A 16,643-nucleotide genomic window follows, 5' to 3' on the forward strand; every position below is an offset into this window, starting at 1 on the left:
CGATAAATTATCTGAATACGCTTGCGTTTCAAAAAGTAATCGGATATATATTGAAAATAGTTATACAAAACAAGTTCGTCAAAGCACATTTACCTTAAAGCCGTTGATTACCTCTCGACTTTTAGGATCTGCCAATGATGCCTTTCGTACTCGTCCAGAAGAATTGATGCTAGCCTCATTATTTAGAGCTTGTAATCAAGGTTTAGGCTTGGATGCAGTTCAGATCAATTTGGAAGGTCATGGGCGTGAAATGTTATCTAAAGATTTGGATGTATCAGAAACAATAGGCTGGTTTACGACTTTCTATCCTTTGATATTGATTAATTCCGAATTAGATAATGTTGAAAGCTGGGTCAAGTATACAAAAGAAACGATTCGCAACGTTCCTAACAAGGGATTAAGTTTTGGGGCGTTATCTTATTTTTCACCAGAAGAAGATGTCAGAGAAAAATTACAAGGCCAAGTTGATAGATCTATTGTATTTAACTATTTGGGGCAGTTCGATAACGTGTTATCGGATCTGGATAGTTCATTTTCCATAGCATCAGAGTCAAGAGGCCAAGAGACATTAGAGCATGACACGAGTAGAAGCGTTATTTTTAATGCTCGTATTGTAAGTAAACAGTTCGAGGTAACTGCAATCGTATTTTCATCTGATGAGGATGCGAACAAAGTGGAATTACTTTTGACTTATTTTCAGCAAGCGTTATTAGAAGTTGTTGATTTTTGCGAAGAAGTAAATCAACGCAACGATCTTAAGAATAAAATTAAAAACCTAGATTTATTAGAGTTAGAAAGTAGCGACTCAGCTTCCTTAATAAAATTAGAAGAGATTATAGGATTGGAAATATAATGTTAAACAATTTGTTGCAAACTTTACATGAACGGAATATCAAACTTCAAGTTCTAGAAGGTAAACTTAAAGTATTTGATGTCGATGGTAACTTAGATAACACAATACTTTCTGAACTAAGGACTTATAAGGAAGACTTACTCGCTATTTTCAGCCAAAGTAAGGGGTTTACACCAAGTGATTTTCCATTCGCAAATTTAACTCAAGAACAACTAGACGCAATAGAGAAAAATTACACCGAAGTAGAAAATATTTATCCAGCAGTACCCATGCAGCAGGGGATGTTATTCCATGGGTTTGAAGATGGAACTGGTGAGTCTTATACCAGCCAAACTGTATATAAGTTGTTTGGTAATTTGGACGACATACAATTTCAAAAAGCTTGGCAAATGGTAGCGCAGCGGCATGATACTTTTCGAACTTGTTTTGTAGGATTTGAAACTCATACTATTAATCAAGTTGTTCTGGAAAAAGCCAATATTCCTTTTAACACACTAGAGTGGAAAGATTTAGATAGAGATGAATTTCAGAGAAAATTGAATGAGTTTAAAAAAGCAGACAAAAATAAAGGTTTCGATTTTGCCGTAGCTCCTCTCATGCGATTGACAAAAGTCATGGGGAGAGACGATGAATTTTATTTGGTTTGGACAAGACACCACTCCTTGTTAGATGGTTGGTGCCAAAGTATTGTCTTTAAAGAAGTGATGCAATGTTATGATCATTTAACTATTGGTTCACCTCTTCAACTTACCGATACACCGCCTTATCAGAGCTATATTGAATGGTTTGTTGAGCAAGACCAAACGAAAGCGAAAACATATTGGCAAGATTACCTACAAGGTTTTAGTTACCCCACACCACTCGTTGTAGATAAGCAGATTGAATTGGCTGAAAATGAAGATTCTGTTGGTCGTTATTATTTTAATGTAGATAGAGACACTACGAAAAAGCTTTCCTCGTTGGCGAATCAATATGGCGTAACAATCAATACTGTGTTTCAAGCTGCTTGGTCGTTATTGTTAGCGAGTTACAGCGGTGAAAAAGATATCGTTTTTGGCGCGACGGTTTCAGGTAGGCCAGCAGAAGTTAAAGGTGTCGAGTCAATCGTTGGCTTATTCATTAACTCATTGCCTGTTAGAGTGAACTTTAACAATCTTACATCTGTGTTAGATGTACTCGAAAACTTAAGTGCTTCGTACTCAAACTCAAACGCTTATAGTTATTGTCCACTCAATGAAATCCAGAAAAATAGCGAAGTGAGTAATGGAGCATCTCTATTTGATTCGTTAGTCATATTTTCAAATTTTGCAGAGTTAGATCAAAAGGGGGTTGATGTACAAGCTGCAAACTCGCTTACATTAGATTCTGTACAAACAGATGAATATACAAATTACGGCCTTACGTTTATGGTAACGATGTCAGACACCTTGTCGGTTCGTATTACCTACCCACGGAATCGATTTTCTGAAGATGTACTTGCGCCTTTGGGAGACCATATATGTAATTTGCTTATCTCAATGAGTAATGGGTTTGAACAAAAGCTGAGTGAATTACAGTTGTTGAACTCTCAAGAGTTAGGATTGATAGCTGAAGATCTTCAAAGTGTGCATTCTATTTCGAAATCAAAAACTAGGTTTAATGAGCTATTCGAGCGACAAGTTGAGAAATCACCTCACGCACTCGCAATAAGGTTTTTAGATCGAACATTAAGTTATGAAGAGTTAAATGGTAAAGCTAATCAGTTTGCGCACCTATTAAGAGAAAAAGGGGTTAAGCCAGGTGATAATGTTGCTTTGTGCTTAGAGCGATGTGAAGATATTCCTATAAGTATTTTGGCAATTATGAAAATTGGTGCAGCGTATGTGCCTGTTGATCGCTTCTATCCAAGCCAACGATTTCAGAATATTTTTGTTGAGGCCAATGTTAAGCATTTAATTGTCCATAACAATTTATGTATGTTACCTGGTTTAGAGGGACCTGAAGCCATTGCTATTGACCACCCTGACACTTTGGAGCGTTTAGTGTCGTTACCAAATACAAACATTAACGCAACTGCTGAGTTCGGTGAAACAGCATACGTGATTTTTACATCTGGCTCACGTGGCAAACCAAAAGGCGTAGAGGTTACTCACAGTAATATTTGCCATTTCCGTGACGTATTTGCTAGTCAAATGGCAGATTTAGACCTGCCTTCTCACAGTTCTTGGTTATGGCATGTTAGTTATACATTTGATGCGTCTTTAAAAGGTATGGCCGCACTTTCTTTGGGTGGGGCTGTCACTATCGCTGCCGAGAGTCAGTATCAAGATACGGCTTCTTTACTTCGTCTTATGCGCGAAGGAGACATTCAAGTATTCAACGGTATTCCTCAGTTAGTTGAGCTAATGATTGAAGAGTTTGAAGAACAGGATCGTTATCACCTTATTTTAAGTGGCGATACCATTTCTAAAAAAATCCACTCAAATACGCTTGAATATATTAGTAGAGTAGATAAGAAAGCAATTAATGCATATGGGCCGACTGAATTATCTGTCAATATCTCATATGGGCTAATTGAAGAAAATGTGGCAAATAATGTGATTGGTAAGGTTGTTGAAGGAAACTACCCGATCGTTATTTCTCCGTTTGGGGCGATTTTACCAAAAGGTATTCCTGGTCAACTTTGTGTCTCTGGCGCGAGTGTCAGCATAGGTTACATAAACAACCCAGAGTACAACGAATTGGCGTATGCAGAATATAATCTGCTTCATGAACCTAGTCGCTTCTACCGTACGGGTGATAGAGTCGTTCTAAATCACGATGACACGATGCAATTTATAGGTCGTACCGATGATCAAGTTAAAATTCGTGGTTTTAGAATTGAACTAGACGAGGTCAGAGAGGCACTTACACAAGTTCCCTCAATCAGAGAGTCATACTTATCTGTATTTAGTGACTCTGCTGGCATCAACCATCATGTAGCGTATTGTCAATTAAACGCGGATGAGCAGGGGGAAGAGAGTGAACAGACAGAGGAAATTCGTAGAAGTCTTTCGAAGTTAATACCTGAATACATGCTACCGAGCTATATCATATTGCTTAGTGAATTGCCCAAAACACCAGGTGGTAAGGTAAACAAGGCGAGTTTGCCAAACCCTCTCGACGCGAAGAAGTCTGATCTGGAAACTGATCCTCAGTCGGAAGTAGAAAAGACATTGCTGAAAATATGGTGTGAAGTTCTTGGCCATGAAAGCATTGGCCTCACTGATAACTTTTTCAGTATTGGTGGTGACTCGATTATGTCAATGCAAATCATGGCAATGGCTAAGCGTAGTGGCATAGTCTTTAGTGTTAGACAGTTATTAATAGGGCAGTCAATTAGAGGGTTGGCTAAGATGATTGAAACAGATCATCAAGAAACATCTAAACAGTCAGAAAGTGAAGGGTTTCAAAAGCTATTGCCTATTCAGCATCGTTTTTTCGATATCGATTCTGATCACGTGAACCACTACAATCAAAGCTCTTTGTTGAAAGTATCAGGAAACTTTAGCTTCTCCCACTTAGAAAAAGCTGTCCAAGCAATTGTTGAGCGGCACGATGTATTACGACTAAAGTTCTTTAAAGATGACAACAAATGGTATAGCAAATACAACCCATCGAATAACTTTAAGTTAAAGCAACAATGTATAGAAGAAGATATTAGCCATATTTCTGATACCGAGCTTGCTGAATTCATGTGGTCTAGAGGGTCTGAAGTACAAAAAAGTCTAGATATTGAAGCTGGTATATTGTTTAAGGTCTATTACTTCAATAGGGGTCAAGAGAACTCAGGTCGTGTGCTATTTTGCTTCCATCACTTAGTCACTGATGCAGTTTCTAGATGGGTGATGATGTTAGACATAAGTCAAGCCTTAAAAAGTTTGGAAAAAGGTGAAGAAATAGTTCTTAAAAGTAAAGCCGCATCGTATCAACAGTGGGCTGAATATCTTACTACAGCAATGGATGAAGGAAAATTCGCAGAGGATAGAGAATATTGGCTCAATAATTACATCCCTGTTGAAGACAAATTGCCTGATGAATCTGCATTTATCACAGAGCCTGATCCAAACAACTTTGAATTTGTTGAGCTGCAACTTTCAAAGAAGCATTTCCCGGCAATCGCTTCTATGGACAAGTCAGCAATAGAAGACATGTTGTTGAGCTCTTTAATGCATGGGCTGGCGAAATGGAGTGGACAAGATACCCAGCATATTGATTTAGAAAGCCACGGCCGTATTAATTTGGATGGTGCTCCTGATGTATCTGAAACAGCTGGGTGGTTTACCTCTGTATACCCTTTAAGTGTAAAGGTAGCGCAGCAAAGTCCCGAGCAAGTATTTAACATTGTAAGAGCTCAGCGCTCAAACATACCAAACAGTGGAATAGGTTTTGGTCTATTTAAGTATTTCGCTAATGACTTCCAAATGCGTGACCAATTAAAGGGCCGCAGTTCAAATGTTGTATTTAACTTCTTGAGTGAAAGTTTGAGTTCTTCTTCTAGTGAACAAGAAATAGAAGTAGCACCTGAGGCGGTGGGTCCTCAGTATGATCTTAATCGTGTCACTCCTTATCAGTTTAATATCTTGTCCTTTATTGCAGATGGTGTATTACATATTCAATTTAACTATAGCAACGTTGAATACAGTTTAGAGAAAGCTCAGACTCTATCTGAAAATGTTAGTCAAGCGTTGCAATCATTATTAAGAAACGATCAACTGAACACAAACCATGGCTTGAATGCTCAAATTGCGGCTGGGCAAGATAATATCTTAATTGAACTTAATCAATCTAATGCAGACACAAACTTATTCTGCATTCATCCGATTGGTGGCTATGCAAACCATTATGAGTCAATGGCTGCTAGCTTGGCGGACACATGCAAAGTCTTTGGCTTACAAGCACCTGATATATTCGTTGATTATCATACAGAGAAGATAGAAAGCTTAGTGGAGCAATATATCCAGCTAATTAAGCGTGTACAGCCTAAAGGTCCTTATCATTTGTTAGGGTGGTCAGCCGGAGCAAGACTAGCTTATGAGATGGCAACTCAGTTGGATAAGTTAGGGGATGAAGTCGGTTTGGTTGGGCTGCTAGATCAACCTCCTACAGAAAGTCAGACTTCAGAAGATAAGAATGAATTTGCAAAAGTACAGAGCTTCTTTGGTAATACATTGGAAATTGATTGGAATGAAGTTACGCAACTTTCTACTGAGCAAGCGATTAAACAGTTAGCTCTTACTGCCAAAACACAGGGATTAGCACATAAAGGGTTAAGCATTGAACAAGTGGAGAATTACATACGCTTCTTAGTTACTTTCCCACATGCTATGGATAAGCTAAAGATGAAACAATCAAGTTTGAACCTTCATCTATATAAAGTATTAGATCAAGAAGAAGCAGACAGGTATGAGTTAAACCAATATTACAATTGGGATCAAATTACTTCAGGTGACATTTCAGTGAAAAGAGTCGCTGGCAACCATAGTAATATGATTGAAAGACCTTACGTTGACTCGCTAATCGAGCCGTTGAAGTCAGATTTAACCAAAGTGAAAGGGTAAGCTGACTAAGTTATGACTCTAAATAGTGAAATAACATTACATGAGTTAGCGGGAAACAAAATGTTGTTTCACGCTAACTTAGATGGCCGAAAACTTAAAGATTGGGTTGATGACAATCAACGCCTGATTCAAGCTGTAATTAATGAAAGTGGTGTAATCTTAATACGAGGTTTAAAACGGATGACTTCGTCACAGTTCTCCGGAATTTTGGAGCAGCTTTTTGCTGGGCCATTACTCGATTACACCTACCGCTCAACACCTCGAACGCATTTACGTGGTAATGTTTACACGGCATCTGAGTATCACTCAGAGCTTACAATCGTTCAACACAACGAAAGCTCTTACTCTAATTGTTGGGCAAGTCGTTTAGGGTTTTACTGTCAGCAACCTTCCAAATCAGGAGGCGAAACGCCAATCGCAGACAGTTTAAAAGTCTACGAATTGATACCGCAAGAAATTAGGGAAGAGTTTGAACGTAAGGGGTTGCGTTATGTCAGAAATTACGGCTTGGTCGATCTACCATGGCAAGAAGTATTTCAAACAGAAGATAAGGCTGTCGTAGAAGCTTCTTGCATAGAAAATAATTTAGATTTTGACTGGACTGAAGGTGGCTTACGAACGACTCAATTAAATCCCGCTGTTGTTATTCACCCTAAGTTAAACAAGAAGGTTTGGTTCAACCAAGCGCATTTGTTCCACGTGAGTGCATTGCCCAAAAAGGTTAGAGAGAACTTAATCAGCGTGTACGGGGAGTGCAATTTACCTCGCAATTGTACATTTGGGGATGGTAGTTATATTCCAGATGACATGATAGCTGAAATTTTAGCTGTGTATGAGCGTCAAATGATTGTATTCAAGTGGGAACAAAATGATGTGTTGTTATTAGACAACATGCGCTTTAGTCATGGTCGTTTGCCGTTCACTGGTGCGAGGAAAGTTTTAGTTGGAATGACAGGTAAGACAGGGTGGACGGAGTGTACTTAATCTAATGGAGTTAACATAAATGACGACAAGCACATCAGAAGCTTTGCTCGATGAAGTCTATTATGCGTACAACAAAGTACCATTTTTTAAAAAGCATATAGATAAAAGCGGAGTAAGCATTAATCAAATAATGGATAGTAAAGATATTTCACTTTTGCCTTTGACGGAGAAGCGAGATTTCAGGAAACACTTTCCCGTTGGTGTATTTGCCCAAGGGTATAGTATGGGCTCTCCATTATTAACTCGTTCGCAAAGTTCCGGAACAACAGGTGATAGGTTAGTTACTTTTGAGCTAGGTATGCTGTTAATAGGGCGAGCCGTTGCTTGTACTGAAGTGAATGCAGAAGTTGAACACGCTTTTGTAAAAACACAGAGAAAAATAGTACGCTACGCTGCACCAAATTGCTCCGATGTCGAGTGTGCGAATCCCAATAGTAGTAAAGAAGATAGAACGTTATCAGATGGTACACTGGTTTTGCCTGTCTATCATGATCTTTTGACAACATCTGAGCATCTTATAGAAACGGCAATTAAAGAGATTATTGAATATCAACCTGACCTATATTATGTGGATCCAACACATTTTGCTTTCTTAATTGGAGAATTTCAAAAGCGCGGCATAATCCCCCCAAAAGCGCCTATTATTTGTTCTTACTCGTCGGTAACCGCGTTAAATCGTCGACGTATATTATCTGGGTTTGACCAAGCCGTTACCTTTTCCGAACTCTTGTCTTGCTCCGAGATGGGATGGGTTGCAATGGAATGTTGCCATGGTGCACTTCATCTCAATGATAGTTCGTTCCATATAGAAATTTTAAATGATAATGGCGAACAAGTTGAACACGGAGAAATTGGAGAGCTAGTAATTAGTAGTATAGATCAAGGAGCTGTTCCGCATATTAGATATAAAACGGGAGACTATCTTCGCCTTGATGAAACGCCATGTCGATGTGGTCACTCACATCGAAAAGTGTCAGTAATTGGTCGTGCTTCCAATTGTATTGCGTTGGGCGATGGAACACAGGTTTGGGCCAGTACGCTAGATAGCTTAATTGGTGCACCCAAAGGTCTAAAAATGTATCAGTTGCACCAGCATACCAATGATTATTTTTCATTGAAGCTAATAGCTGAAAAAGACTTTGAGCAAACGCAGCTATCAGCTAGCTTGGCTAAATTAAAATCTTTGCTTGGATTAAATAGTCATTTGGATATTAGTTATGTTGACTATATAGCGACGGAGCGATCTGGAAAATTTCAAATAATAAAAACAGATTTAAATGGGTAGCCTTGTGATTAATAAAGAAACCAACATGAATAGCATAACAAATGAATTTCCTGGATTGAATGCGGAGATAGATGGTGAACCTGTCTTGTATTTAGATAGTGCAGCAACCTCATTAAAACCCAAAGTAATGATTGACGCCATAAGTCGATATTACAGTGGAGTTGCCTGTAACGTACATAGAGGCAAGCATTTCGCGATGGAAGAAGTATCTAATCAATACGAGCAAGTTCGTTATAACGTCGCTAATCTGATTCAATGTCATGGAAACGAGGTCGTCTTTGTTAGCAATACAACAGAAGCAATTAATATGGTTGCTTCTGGTCTAGAGCTGCAAAAAGATGATTTAGTGTTAGTAAGTGAGAACGCACACCATTCAAATTTACTTCCTTGGTCAAGTAAAGCTAAGACGGAAATTATAGTGAGCTTACCCAATGGCGCTATTGACATTGAACAGTATGAAAGGCTTTTACAGCAAAAACCAAAAGTTGTAGCTTTGACTCATTGCTCGAATGTGACTGGTATATATATTGACTTAGAGCGCATGGCTGCTTTGGCTAAATCAGTAGGCGCCATTGTCCTGGTTGATGCTGCTCAGTCTATACCTCATCGAAAAGTGTCAGTGAAAAGTGGCAACATTGATTTTATGTGCTTCTCAGCGCACAAGATGTTGGGTCCAAACGGTGTCGGTGTGCTGTATGGTAAAACAGACATGCTTGAGTCATTAGTTCCTCAAACTTTAGGTGGGGGGATGGTTGATTGGGTTGAGTATGATTCTTTTAGATTACGTAAAATACCGCATAGGTTTGAAGCTGGGACACCAAATATAGCCGGAGTGATTGGTTTCGGTGCGTCAATTGACTATTTAAATAGAGTTGGAATTGACGTAATAAGTGAGCATGACAGACGTTTAGGCCACTTTATATTAAAAGAGGCTAAAAAAAGGGACTATATAAAGGTCATTTGCGATGATGAGAGCCTTGATAGAGGTGCGGTGCTAAGTTTTGCTATCAGAGGATTAGACGACTTAGATGACGTATCTAGATACTTAAGTGATTCGTATGGAATCATTGTGAGAAATGGTCACTTATGTGCTCAACCATATACTCAAAGCCAAACTGATGGGCAGGTACTTCGTGTATCAGGGTATATCTACAACAGTGAGGAAGACATTAAAACTTTCTTTTCTGCATTAGATGAAATCTGCACGAGCATGCTGAATATAAGTTCGGTTTCAGCGTAGAGGGGGAAGCAAATGGATTACTTAGCATTGTTAAACCAGGGGAGCGTAACGACTTCCTTTTTTGATCAGAACAAACCACTTCCTTTAGTCATAACTGATACCTCTAATAGTATTTCGTTAATAGAATGGGCATCAAATAATAGTGAAGTGATTAAGCAATGTGTATTCAAGTATGGTGCAGTATTATGTCGAGGCTTCGTAGTAAAAAGCCATAAGGATTTTGAACGCTATATTAGGCTAACTTCAGCAGGCGCGTTACCATATCATGAACGCTCATCTCCAAGAGATCAGGTGGAGGGTAATATTTATACGTCGACAAGCCAACGAGCAGATCAATCTATATTTTTGCACAATGAGCAGTCTTACAATCTTAACTTTTCTCGTAATATTTACTTTTATTGCGAAGTACCTGCAGCAGTTGGTGGCGAAACACCGTTAGCTGATACCCGAAAAATACTTGAGAGAATTCCAGAGCCGTTAAAATTAAAACTCGTAGAGAAAGGATACCAGTATCAAAGGAATTTTTCTGAGCTTTTTGGCTTAACATGGCAAGAAGCATATCAAACCAGAGATCGTAATGAGGTTGAAAGTTACTGTACACAAAACGACATTCAGTTTGAATGGGCGGACGGAGATATAGAGCTGCGTACGAGGCAAAAACGAGCAGTTATTGCTATCCATCCTTTTACAAAAGAAAGGTGCTGGTTTAATCACTGCACATTTTTCAATTTCAAAACTTTGTCAGAGCAAGTGCAATCTTCTTTGAGTGCTATTTTCGACATGAAAAATGTGCCAAACCAGACTTGCTTTGGAGACGGAACTCCTTTCTCTCACTCTGAAATTATTCAATTGCAACAAGCTTATTTAGCGGAAAAAGTGAGTTTTAAGTGGGAGTCTTCTGATGTGTTAATGGTAGATAACATGCTTTCAAGTCATGGTCGAGAACCATTTCAAGGAAACCGAAGAGTGCTAACAGGGTTGAGTGAACCAACATTGTGGAGCGATGTGCAAGATAAAGAAATGATGGTATTAGAAATCTAGGCTTGGTGAATAATGAATATTGAATCTGGGATCAGAGACACTTCAGCACAAGATGAAGTTATCGTAACAAAAAAGAGCCGTGGGCCAATAGTGAAATGGGCAATTGTCATAATCATTTGTTTAGTTGTTGCTTTTAGCGTTTGGGGCAGAGTGTATTCCATTCTGTCTGGGGAGAAAGGAGTTTCGGTTGATCAATTGAGCTTTATCGAAGTGGGCAAAGGTGACTTCATACGGCAAGTCACAGTACAAGGTGCCGTTGTAGCGGCCAATAGTCCAACCATATATTCAGGTTCTCCTGGTATCGTTCGCTACTCGGTAAAGGCTGGAGATGCTGTTAGTAAAGGGCAAGTGCTAGCGACAATAGAATCTCCTGAGTTAAACAATCTAGTTAACCAAGAACGTACAAGACTATCTGAACTAGAGCTTGCAGTTGAGCGCCAAGAGCTTGAACTTAAATCAGCGCTGTCAGATGCGCAAAAAGAGATTGATTTAGCGAAGGTTAACTTGGTTTTGGCTGAAAAACAAAAAGAACGTGCAGAAAAATCCTTTGAAGCTCAGATTATTAGCAAAGAAGCATTAGAGGTAACTGTAGCAGAGCGCGAGGTAGCTTTACTTAACCATAAACACTCAATTATAGAGTATGGAAATGTTAAGGACGAAGAGAAATTTGAACTGGATACACGCAATTTTGAGCTTCAACGGCAAAAATTAATTTTAGAAGATGCTGAGCGCCAGTTAACGGAGTTAGTTTCCCACTCCCCAATTAACGGTGTGGTGGGGGTGACAAGCTTTAAAGATTTTGATCAAGTTGAAGATCATCAACCTTTATTAACAGTAATCGAATTGGATAATTATGAAGTTGAAGTTTACATACCTGAAATCTATGCGGATGAAATGACACATATGATGGAGTCGAAGGTATTTGTGAATGGAGAATATAAAAATGCTCAGCTTGTAGGAATTTCACCAGAGGTAGTCGATGGCCAAGTTAAAGGGAGACTCCGTTTTGCTGATAATTCTATTGGACTCAGACAAAATCAACGTGTTAGTGCACAAATTTTTATTGAGTCAAAGAGGGATGTCTTAAAACTTAAATCTGGGGCTTATTTGGATTCATCCGGAGGAAAGTACGTTTATGTTGTTAAGGATCAACACGCTGTCAAACGTGAAGTCAATTTTGGAATGAGAAACGCTGGAGAGGTTGAAGTTATTAGCGGTCTTAAAGAAGGTGAAGTGGTAATTGCTTCAAATGTCGAACTGTTTGCTCAAGCAAAACAAATATATTTATATAAATAAAACTTAAAGAGATAAATATGGAACACTTAATAGAAATAAAAAAAATTCGCAAAGTATTTAAGACTGGGACCGTAGCGACTAATGCACTCAGAGACGTTGATTTAACAATAAATAAAGGTGAGTTCGTGTCGATCAAGGGACCATCTGGTTCAGGTAAATCAACGCTATTAAATATAATAGGTTTGTTAGAAGATTATGAATCTGGTAGTTATAAACTTGATGGTGTTGAAGCTAGTAGTCTGAATGATGATCAGGCTTCAGAACTTAGAAACGAAAAAATCGGTTTCATTTTTCAAAACTTTAATTTGATCGCTGAATTGTCACTTTATGACAATATAGAAGTACCTCTTATATATCGTGGCATGACAAGTCAGGAACGTAAACAACGTGTTGAAGAGTCTTTGCGTTTAGTTGGACTTTGGGGCCGTAAAGAGCATCGGCCAGATCAATTGTCGGGTGGTCAACGTCAACGTGTCGCTATCGCTAGAGCTTTAGCTGGCAAGCCTTCACTCATTTTGGCGGATGAACCAACAGGTAATCTAGATAGCGAAATGGCTGCATCAGTTATGGACTTACTGTATCAAATCAATGAAATGGGCAATACCATTGTTATGGTAACGCATGATGATGAATTAGCATCAAAAACTCAGCGACAAATTCAAGTGACGGATGGCGTTGTTAAACAATGCGATACTGAGACAGAACTTCTAAAAGAGCAGGAAGCGTCATATGCTTAAATATAATATGAAAATGGCGTGGCTTTCGATTCGCCGTCGCCCTGTATTAAATCTTTTAATGGTAATGGCTATCGCTATTGGTATTGGTATATTTACTGCAGCAATCACAATGGTCTATCAAGGAAGCCAAACAGACTTACCACATAAATCTGATCGACTATTTTTAGTTCAACTAGATAGCAGGAATCTGGCAAGCGAACCTGTAGATAATTTTAACAAGATGATTGATATGACTTACATTGACACGGTTAATGTCAGTCAAATTGATTACCCAAAATCTCAAATAACATTTGGCTGGCTTACCGACCAGCTCGTAAATGTCGAGAATAAAAATGTAATGCCATATAGAGGCTTTTCATTTGTAACTAATAGAGCTTTTTTTTCAATAATGGATATTCCATTTTTATATGGCTCTGCTTGGAGCCAAGAGCAAGAAATAAGTGGTGCGCCAGTTGTAGTTATAACAAAGGCGAGAAACGATTTATTGTTTAACGGTGAAAATAGTGTTGGTAAGCAAATTCGTTTAGATGATAAAGCCGTAACTATCGTTGGTGTAATTGATGAGTGGCATGTGAGATATCGATTTTATGATCGTACTTTCATGAAAGGCCTCTCTGATGATGCGTACCTACCGTACCGATATGCTTTAGATGCAAATTTATCACGTAATGCACGCTTTGAATGTTGGGATAACACTAGCATGCGTTATCAATCGAGTGGCACTGAGGAGCTTTTGGCTTCAGAGTGTGGCTGGATTACAGTTTGGTCGTTATTAGACAGCAAAGACGATTTAGCTGAATTTAGAAATGTCCTAGATGATTATGTAGATGGACAGCGTGCTTCAGGTCGTTTTCCGCGAGAAGGTGGTCATCTGTTGACAAGCCTCGATGAGGTGATGGCCTATGTACATAACAAGAATGTTGATTACCAGTTCTATTTCATTATTGGCAGCATGTTTATGGCCGCGTGCATATTTAGCGCTGTAGGTATTATGTTGGCTAATTTTATGAGCAAAACTAGAGAAGTTTGCATTAGACGTGCATTAGGTGCGAAGCGAAAAGTACTGATTGGCCAATATATTAGCGAAGTTGCGGTAGTAGGGTTTATTGGTGGTGTATTAGGTATATTTATAAGTTTTGGATCCCTTCACCTTATGAAGCTCAAAATGTTTCACAGTGTAGGTTTTTATGCTGACATCGCGGATTTAGATTTGTTGTTTAAGCTAGATGCTGTCATGGTTGGAACTGGAATTTTCATTGCAATCATTAGTTCAATTCTAGTGAGTATTACCCCGATTTTAAGAGTCTGTCAGGTAAAGGTTAGTCGTAACCTTACGATGGAATAGGATAACAAGATGAACTTAAAACACATTCTCACAATGATAAAATTCCATAAGTTCTTTGCACTAGTGATTATTTTGCAAGTTACTTTATCCATGAGTGTTGTTAGCAACTCTTTCTTTTTGGGGTTAAAAGTATACAAAGAGTGGTCTCTAGCAGAGGGAATAGTCCCAGAAGAATTAATCACTATTAGTGCGAAAACTTATCAACCAGGTGCCAACTTTCAAAGCTTATTAACAGAGGATCTTGATGAGCTGAGTAAAATTAAAGGTGTAAAAGGCGTTACTCCAATCAACTTAACCCCTATCGCAGCCGGATGGCCAAATACTATTTATGATAGTGAAGGCGAAAATAAGACTAGTTTGCAAACGCATATCTTTAATGTCGACAGCAATGGTCTTAATGTCTTAGGCCTAAAATTAATAGAAGGGCGAAACTTCAATAGTATTGACGTCAAGTATAGCGATGGTTCAGAGCAACCTAATGTGGTTATGTTGAGTGAAGCTATGGCTGAAGAGTTGTTTTCTGACAGCGATGCAATAGGCAAAACTATATGGCTAGCTGAGGATTCAAGTCCAGTTGAGGTTATTGGGATTTACAGTAATTTTATTAGTAGTCAATTCTTGGCGGCTAAAGGGATGCCTTATCGCAGCATTTTACAGCCTAAAGTTGTTTGGCATAGAGAAAATGCGCAAAGTTACATAATACGGGTAGAACCAGGAACCGCTGGCTCTGTAAAGAATGCAATAAGTGACCATTACGCCCAAATAGTAGGGAGAACTGGTGGTAGGCCTGATTCACTTGCTGACGTAAAGTGGCAAGTTTTCTTTGAAAGAGTGGGTACATTTCTCATGTATATGACGATAAGTGCCTTATTATTAATCATTACATTTTGCGGCCTTATAGGATTGATTAATTTTATAGTCTCTACTCGCAAGGGACAAATCGCAACAAGAAGGGCATTAGGCGCGAAAGTGAGCCGTATTATATGGGAATTTATAACTGAAAATATGGTGATTACTGTCGTAGGTATTCTATTTGGTTTGCTCTTTACGGTAGTTATTTCTTCAATGTTTAGAGAATTTAATGGTTTAGTAGCAGCTGATTTGGTTTATGCGTTGGTTGTAGCTGTCGTTATATGTTTACTTAACGCGATAGCCGTGACTATTTCTGTTAGAAAAACAGTTAAACGTCAGCCATCTGAATTGTTGATATAAAAAATTTACAGCCCTAAATAGGGCTGTTTTTTCGTGGGTATATAATATGACTAAACTTACAATTCTTGATCAAACCCCTGTTTTTGGCACACAAAGCGGTGTTGATGCAGTAAGAAGGAGCATAGCATGCGCCCGCTATGCAGAGGAAATTGGCTATGATGCATATTGGGTAACAGAACAACACTCTATGAAAGCTTTTGGTTGTGCATCTCCAGAGATATTAGCTGCGAATATATTGGCGCAAACTAATAAAATTAGAGTTGGGGTTGCTGGTATCCTGATTGGGCATTACTCACCTTTAAAAGTAGCCGAAAATATTGCGTTGTTAAATGCGATAGGTAATGGTCGATTTGATTTTGGTATCGGACGTACCCCAGGCGCAATGCCTGATGTCACTAAAGAGTTAGGTGGTGAAACTTTCACCCCCGAAGAGCTTGATAGAAAAAGTGATGAAATTATTTCATATTTGAGTGACATGAACTCTTTAAGTGCAGTTCCAGTACCAGACTCTTTTGACAGTTACTGCATATTATGTGGAAGTATGGGAGGTGCAGTTAAATACGCAGCTCAAAATGGATTACCATTGGCCTACGCTATGTTTGTTAACCCTACTCACTGTCAGGAAGCGATAGAGTATTATCGTTCGAATTTTGTCCCATCTAAGCTTTTCGATAAACCTAGAGTTTCTTTGGCTGTCAACGCTATCGTTGCTGAGAGTGACGATATAGCGCAGGAGTTGGCTTTACCGGCCATTAATTTTTTATTCGAAGCAGAACTGACGGTTATGAAGGAAGTTTTCCTACACTGGAAGAAGCCAAACTATATGACTTCAGCGAATCTCAGAATCATATGCTAACGCATATTTTGAATTCTTCGCTAATAGGTAGCCCTGATACCGTGGAACCAAAACTAAAAGCCTTATTGACGCAAACCCAATGTGATGAGTTAGTTGTATTAACACTGGTTGAAAAAGAAATAGAACAACTATTTTCATACCAAGCAATCCATAAAATCATGCAAAAGCATAATAAAGAAAAGCAATAAATTCATTGGAGCATAGAGTATAAACAC

12 protein-coding genes (1 of these 12 only partly in view) are annotated in these 16,643 nt (G+C 38.7%); all 12 read left to right on the top strand.

From position 1 onward, the window contains the following. Tightly spaced (at most 46 nt apart), the 12 genes in view from CTT31_RS18165 to CTT31_RS18220 form a layout consistent with a single transcriptional unit that may run on beyond the window. A protein-coding gene (locus CTT31_RS18165) for a non-ribosomal peptide synthetase (RefSeq protein ID WP_260492695.1) crosses the window boundary here: on the top strand, positions 1-853 show its 3' end. 13,085 nt of this gene lie to the left of the window's left edge; 853 of the gene's 13,938 nt are visible here — the last part of the coding sequence; the start codon falls outside the window, past its left edge; its stop codon occupies positions 851-853. Beyond that, on the top strand, positions 853-6,432 hold the full coding sequence (locus tag CTT31_RS18170) for a condensation domain-containing protein (protein WP_260492696.1): 5,580 nt from the start codon (positions 853-855) through the stop codon (positions 6,430-6,432). The genes CTT31_RS18165 and CTT31_RS18170 overlap by 1 nt, the downstream gene beginning before the upstream one ends. Positions 6,433-6,444: 12 nt before the next feature. Then, positions 6,445-7,416 carry a TauD/TfdA family dioxygenase gene (locus CTT31_RS18175; protein WP_039491320.1) on the top strand — a complete coding sequence of 324 codons (972 nt, stop codon included), beginning with the start codon at positions 6,445-6,447 and terminating at the stop codon, positions 7,414-7,416. A 19-nt stretch (positions 7,417-7,435) separates the two neighbouring features. Then, a complete protein-coding gene (locus tag CTT31_RS18180; RefSeq protein ID WP_039491318.1) occupies positions 7,436-8,701 on the top strand; it encodes a phenylacetate--CoA ligase family protein in 1,266 nt (421 codons plus the stop codon). 25 nt (positions 8,702-8,726) lie between these two features. After that, positions 8,727-9,941, top strand: a complete 1,215-nt coding sequence (locus tag CTT31_RS18185; RefSeq protein WP_260492697.1) for an aminotransferase class V-fold PLP-dependent enzyme — start codon at positions 8,727-8,729, stop codon at positions 9,939-9,941. A 12-nt stretch (positions 9,942-9,953) separates the two neighbouring features. Then, positions 9,954-10,982 (top strand): TauD/TfdA family dioxygenase, encoded by a 1,029-nt coding sequence (locus CTT31_RS18190; protein WP_260492698.1) that lies wholly within the window; start codon positions 9,954-9,956, stop codon positions 10,980-10,982. 12 nt (positions 10,983-10,994) lie between these two features. Further along, positions 10,995-12,278 carry an efflux RND transporter periplasmic adaptor subunit gene (locus CTT31_RS18195; RefSeq protein ID WP_260492699.1) on the top strand — a complete coding sequence of 428 codons (1,284 nt, stop codon included), beginning with the start codon at positions 10,995-10,997 and terminating at the stop codon, positions 12,276-12,278. Positions 12,279-12,295: 17 nt separating this feature from the next. Continuing rightward, positions 12,296-13,015: an ABC transporter ATP-binding protein gene (locus tag CTT31_RS18200; protein WP_039491314.1), complete on the top strand. Its 720-nt coding sequence runs from the start codon at positions 12,296-12,298 to the stop codon at positions 13,013-13,015. Beyond that, the gene (locus tag CTT31_RS18205) at positions 13,008-14,360 is read left to right on the top strand and encodes an ABC transporter permease (protein ID WP_211856471.1); all 1,353 of its coding nucleotides are present in this window, start codon (positions 13,008-13,010) and stop codon (positions 14,358-14,360) included. Before CTT31_RS18200 ends, CTT31_RS18205 begins: the two co-directional genes overlap by 8 nt. A gap of 9 nt (positions 14,361-14,369) precedes the next feature. Further along, positions 14,370-15,572, top strand: coding sequence for an ABC transporter permease (locus CTT31_RS18210; protein WP_211856470.1), 1,203 nt, complete (start codon positions 14,370-14,372; stop codon positions 15,570-15,572). A 46-nt stretch (positions 15,573-15,618) separates the two neighbouring features. Then, positions 15,619-16,428, top strand: a complete 810-nt coding sequence (locus CTT31_RS18215; RefSeq protein WP_260492700.1) for an MsnO8 family LLM class oxidoreductase — start codon at positions 15,619-15,621, stop codon at positions 16,426-16,428. 41 nt (positions 16,429-16,469) lie between these two features. Then, positions 16,470-16,616 carry a hypothetical protein gene (locus tag CTT31_RS18220; RefSeq protein WP_260492701.1) on the top strand — a complete coding sequence of 49 codons (147 nt, stop codon included), beginning with the start codon at positions 16,470-16,472 and terminating at the stop codon, positions 16,614-16,616. The last annotated feature ends 27 nt before the right edge of the window (positions 16,617-16,643 follow it).

It is taken from the genome of Pseudoalteromonas maricaloris (genome assembly GCF_024746855.1).
Taxonomy (GTDB): Bacteria; Pseudomonadota; Gammaproteobacteria; order Enterobacterales; family Alteromonadaceae; genus Pseudoalteromonas; species Pseudoalteromonas maricaloris.

What these genes read in the sequence shown, in the direction of transcription:
- CTT31_RS18170 (WP_260492696.1), top strand. Translation starts at nt 853, where the DNA reads ATGTTAAACAATTTGTTGCAAACTTTACATGAACGGAATATCAAACTT.
- CTT31_RS18175 (WP_039491320.1), top strand. Translation starts at nt 6,445, where the DNA reads ATGACTCTAAATAGTGAAATAACATTACATGAGTTAGCGGGAAACAAA.
- CTT31_RS18180 (WP_039491318.1), top strand. Translation starts at nt 7,436, where the DNA reads ATGACGACAAGCACATCAGAAGCTTTGCTCGATGAAGTCTATTATGCG.
- CTT31_RS18185 (WP_260492697.1), top strand. Translation starts at nt 8,727, where the DNA reads ATGAATAGCATAACAAATGAATTTCCTGGATTGAATGCGGAGATAGAT.
- CTT31_RS18190 (WP_260492698.1), top strand. Translation starts at nt 9,954, where the DNA reads ATGGATTACTTAGCATTGTTAAACCAGGGGAGCGTAACGACTTCCTTT.
- CTT31_RS18195 (WP_260492699.1), top strand. Translation starts at nt 10,995, where the DNA reads ATGAATATTGAATCTGGGATCAGAGACACTTCAGCACAAGATGAAGTT.
- CTT31_RS18200 (WP_039491314.1), top strand. Translation starts at nt 12,296, where the DNA reads ATGGAACACTTAATAGAAATAAAAAAAATTCGCAAAGTATTTAAGACT.
- CTT31_RS18205 (WP_211856471.1), top strand. Translation starts at nt 13,008, where the DNA reads ATGCTTAAATATAATATGAAAATGGCGTGGCTTTCGATTCGCCGTCGC.
- CTT31_RS18210 (WP_211856470.1), top strand. Translation starts at nt 14,370, where the DNA reads ATGAACTTAAAACACATTCTCACAATGATAAAATTCCATAAGTTCTTT.
- CTT31_RS18215 (WP_260492700.1), top strand. Translation starts at nt 15,619, where the DNA reads ATGACTAAACTTACAATTCTTGATCAAACCCCTGTTTTTGGCACACAA.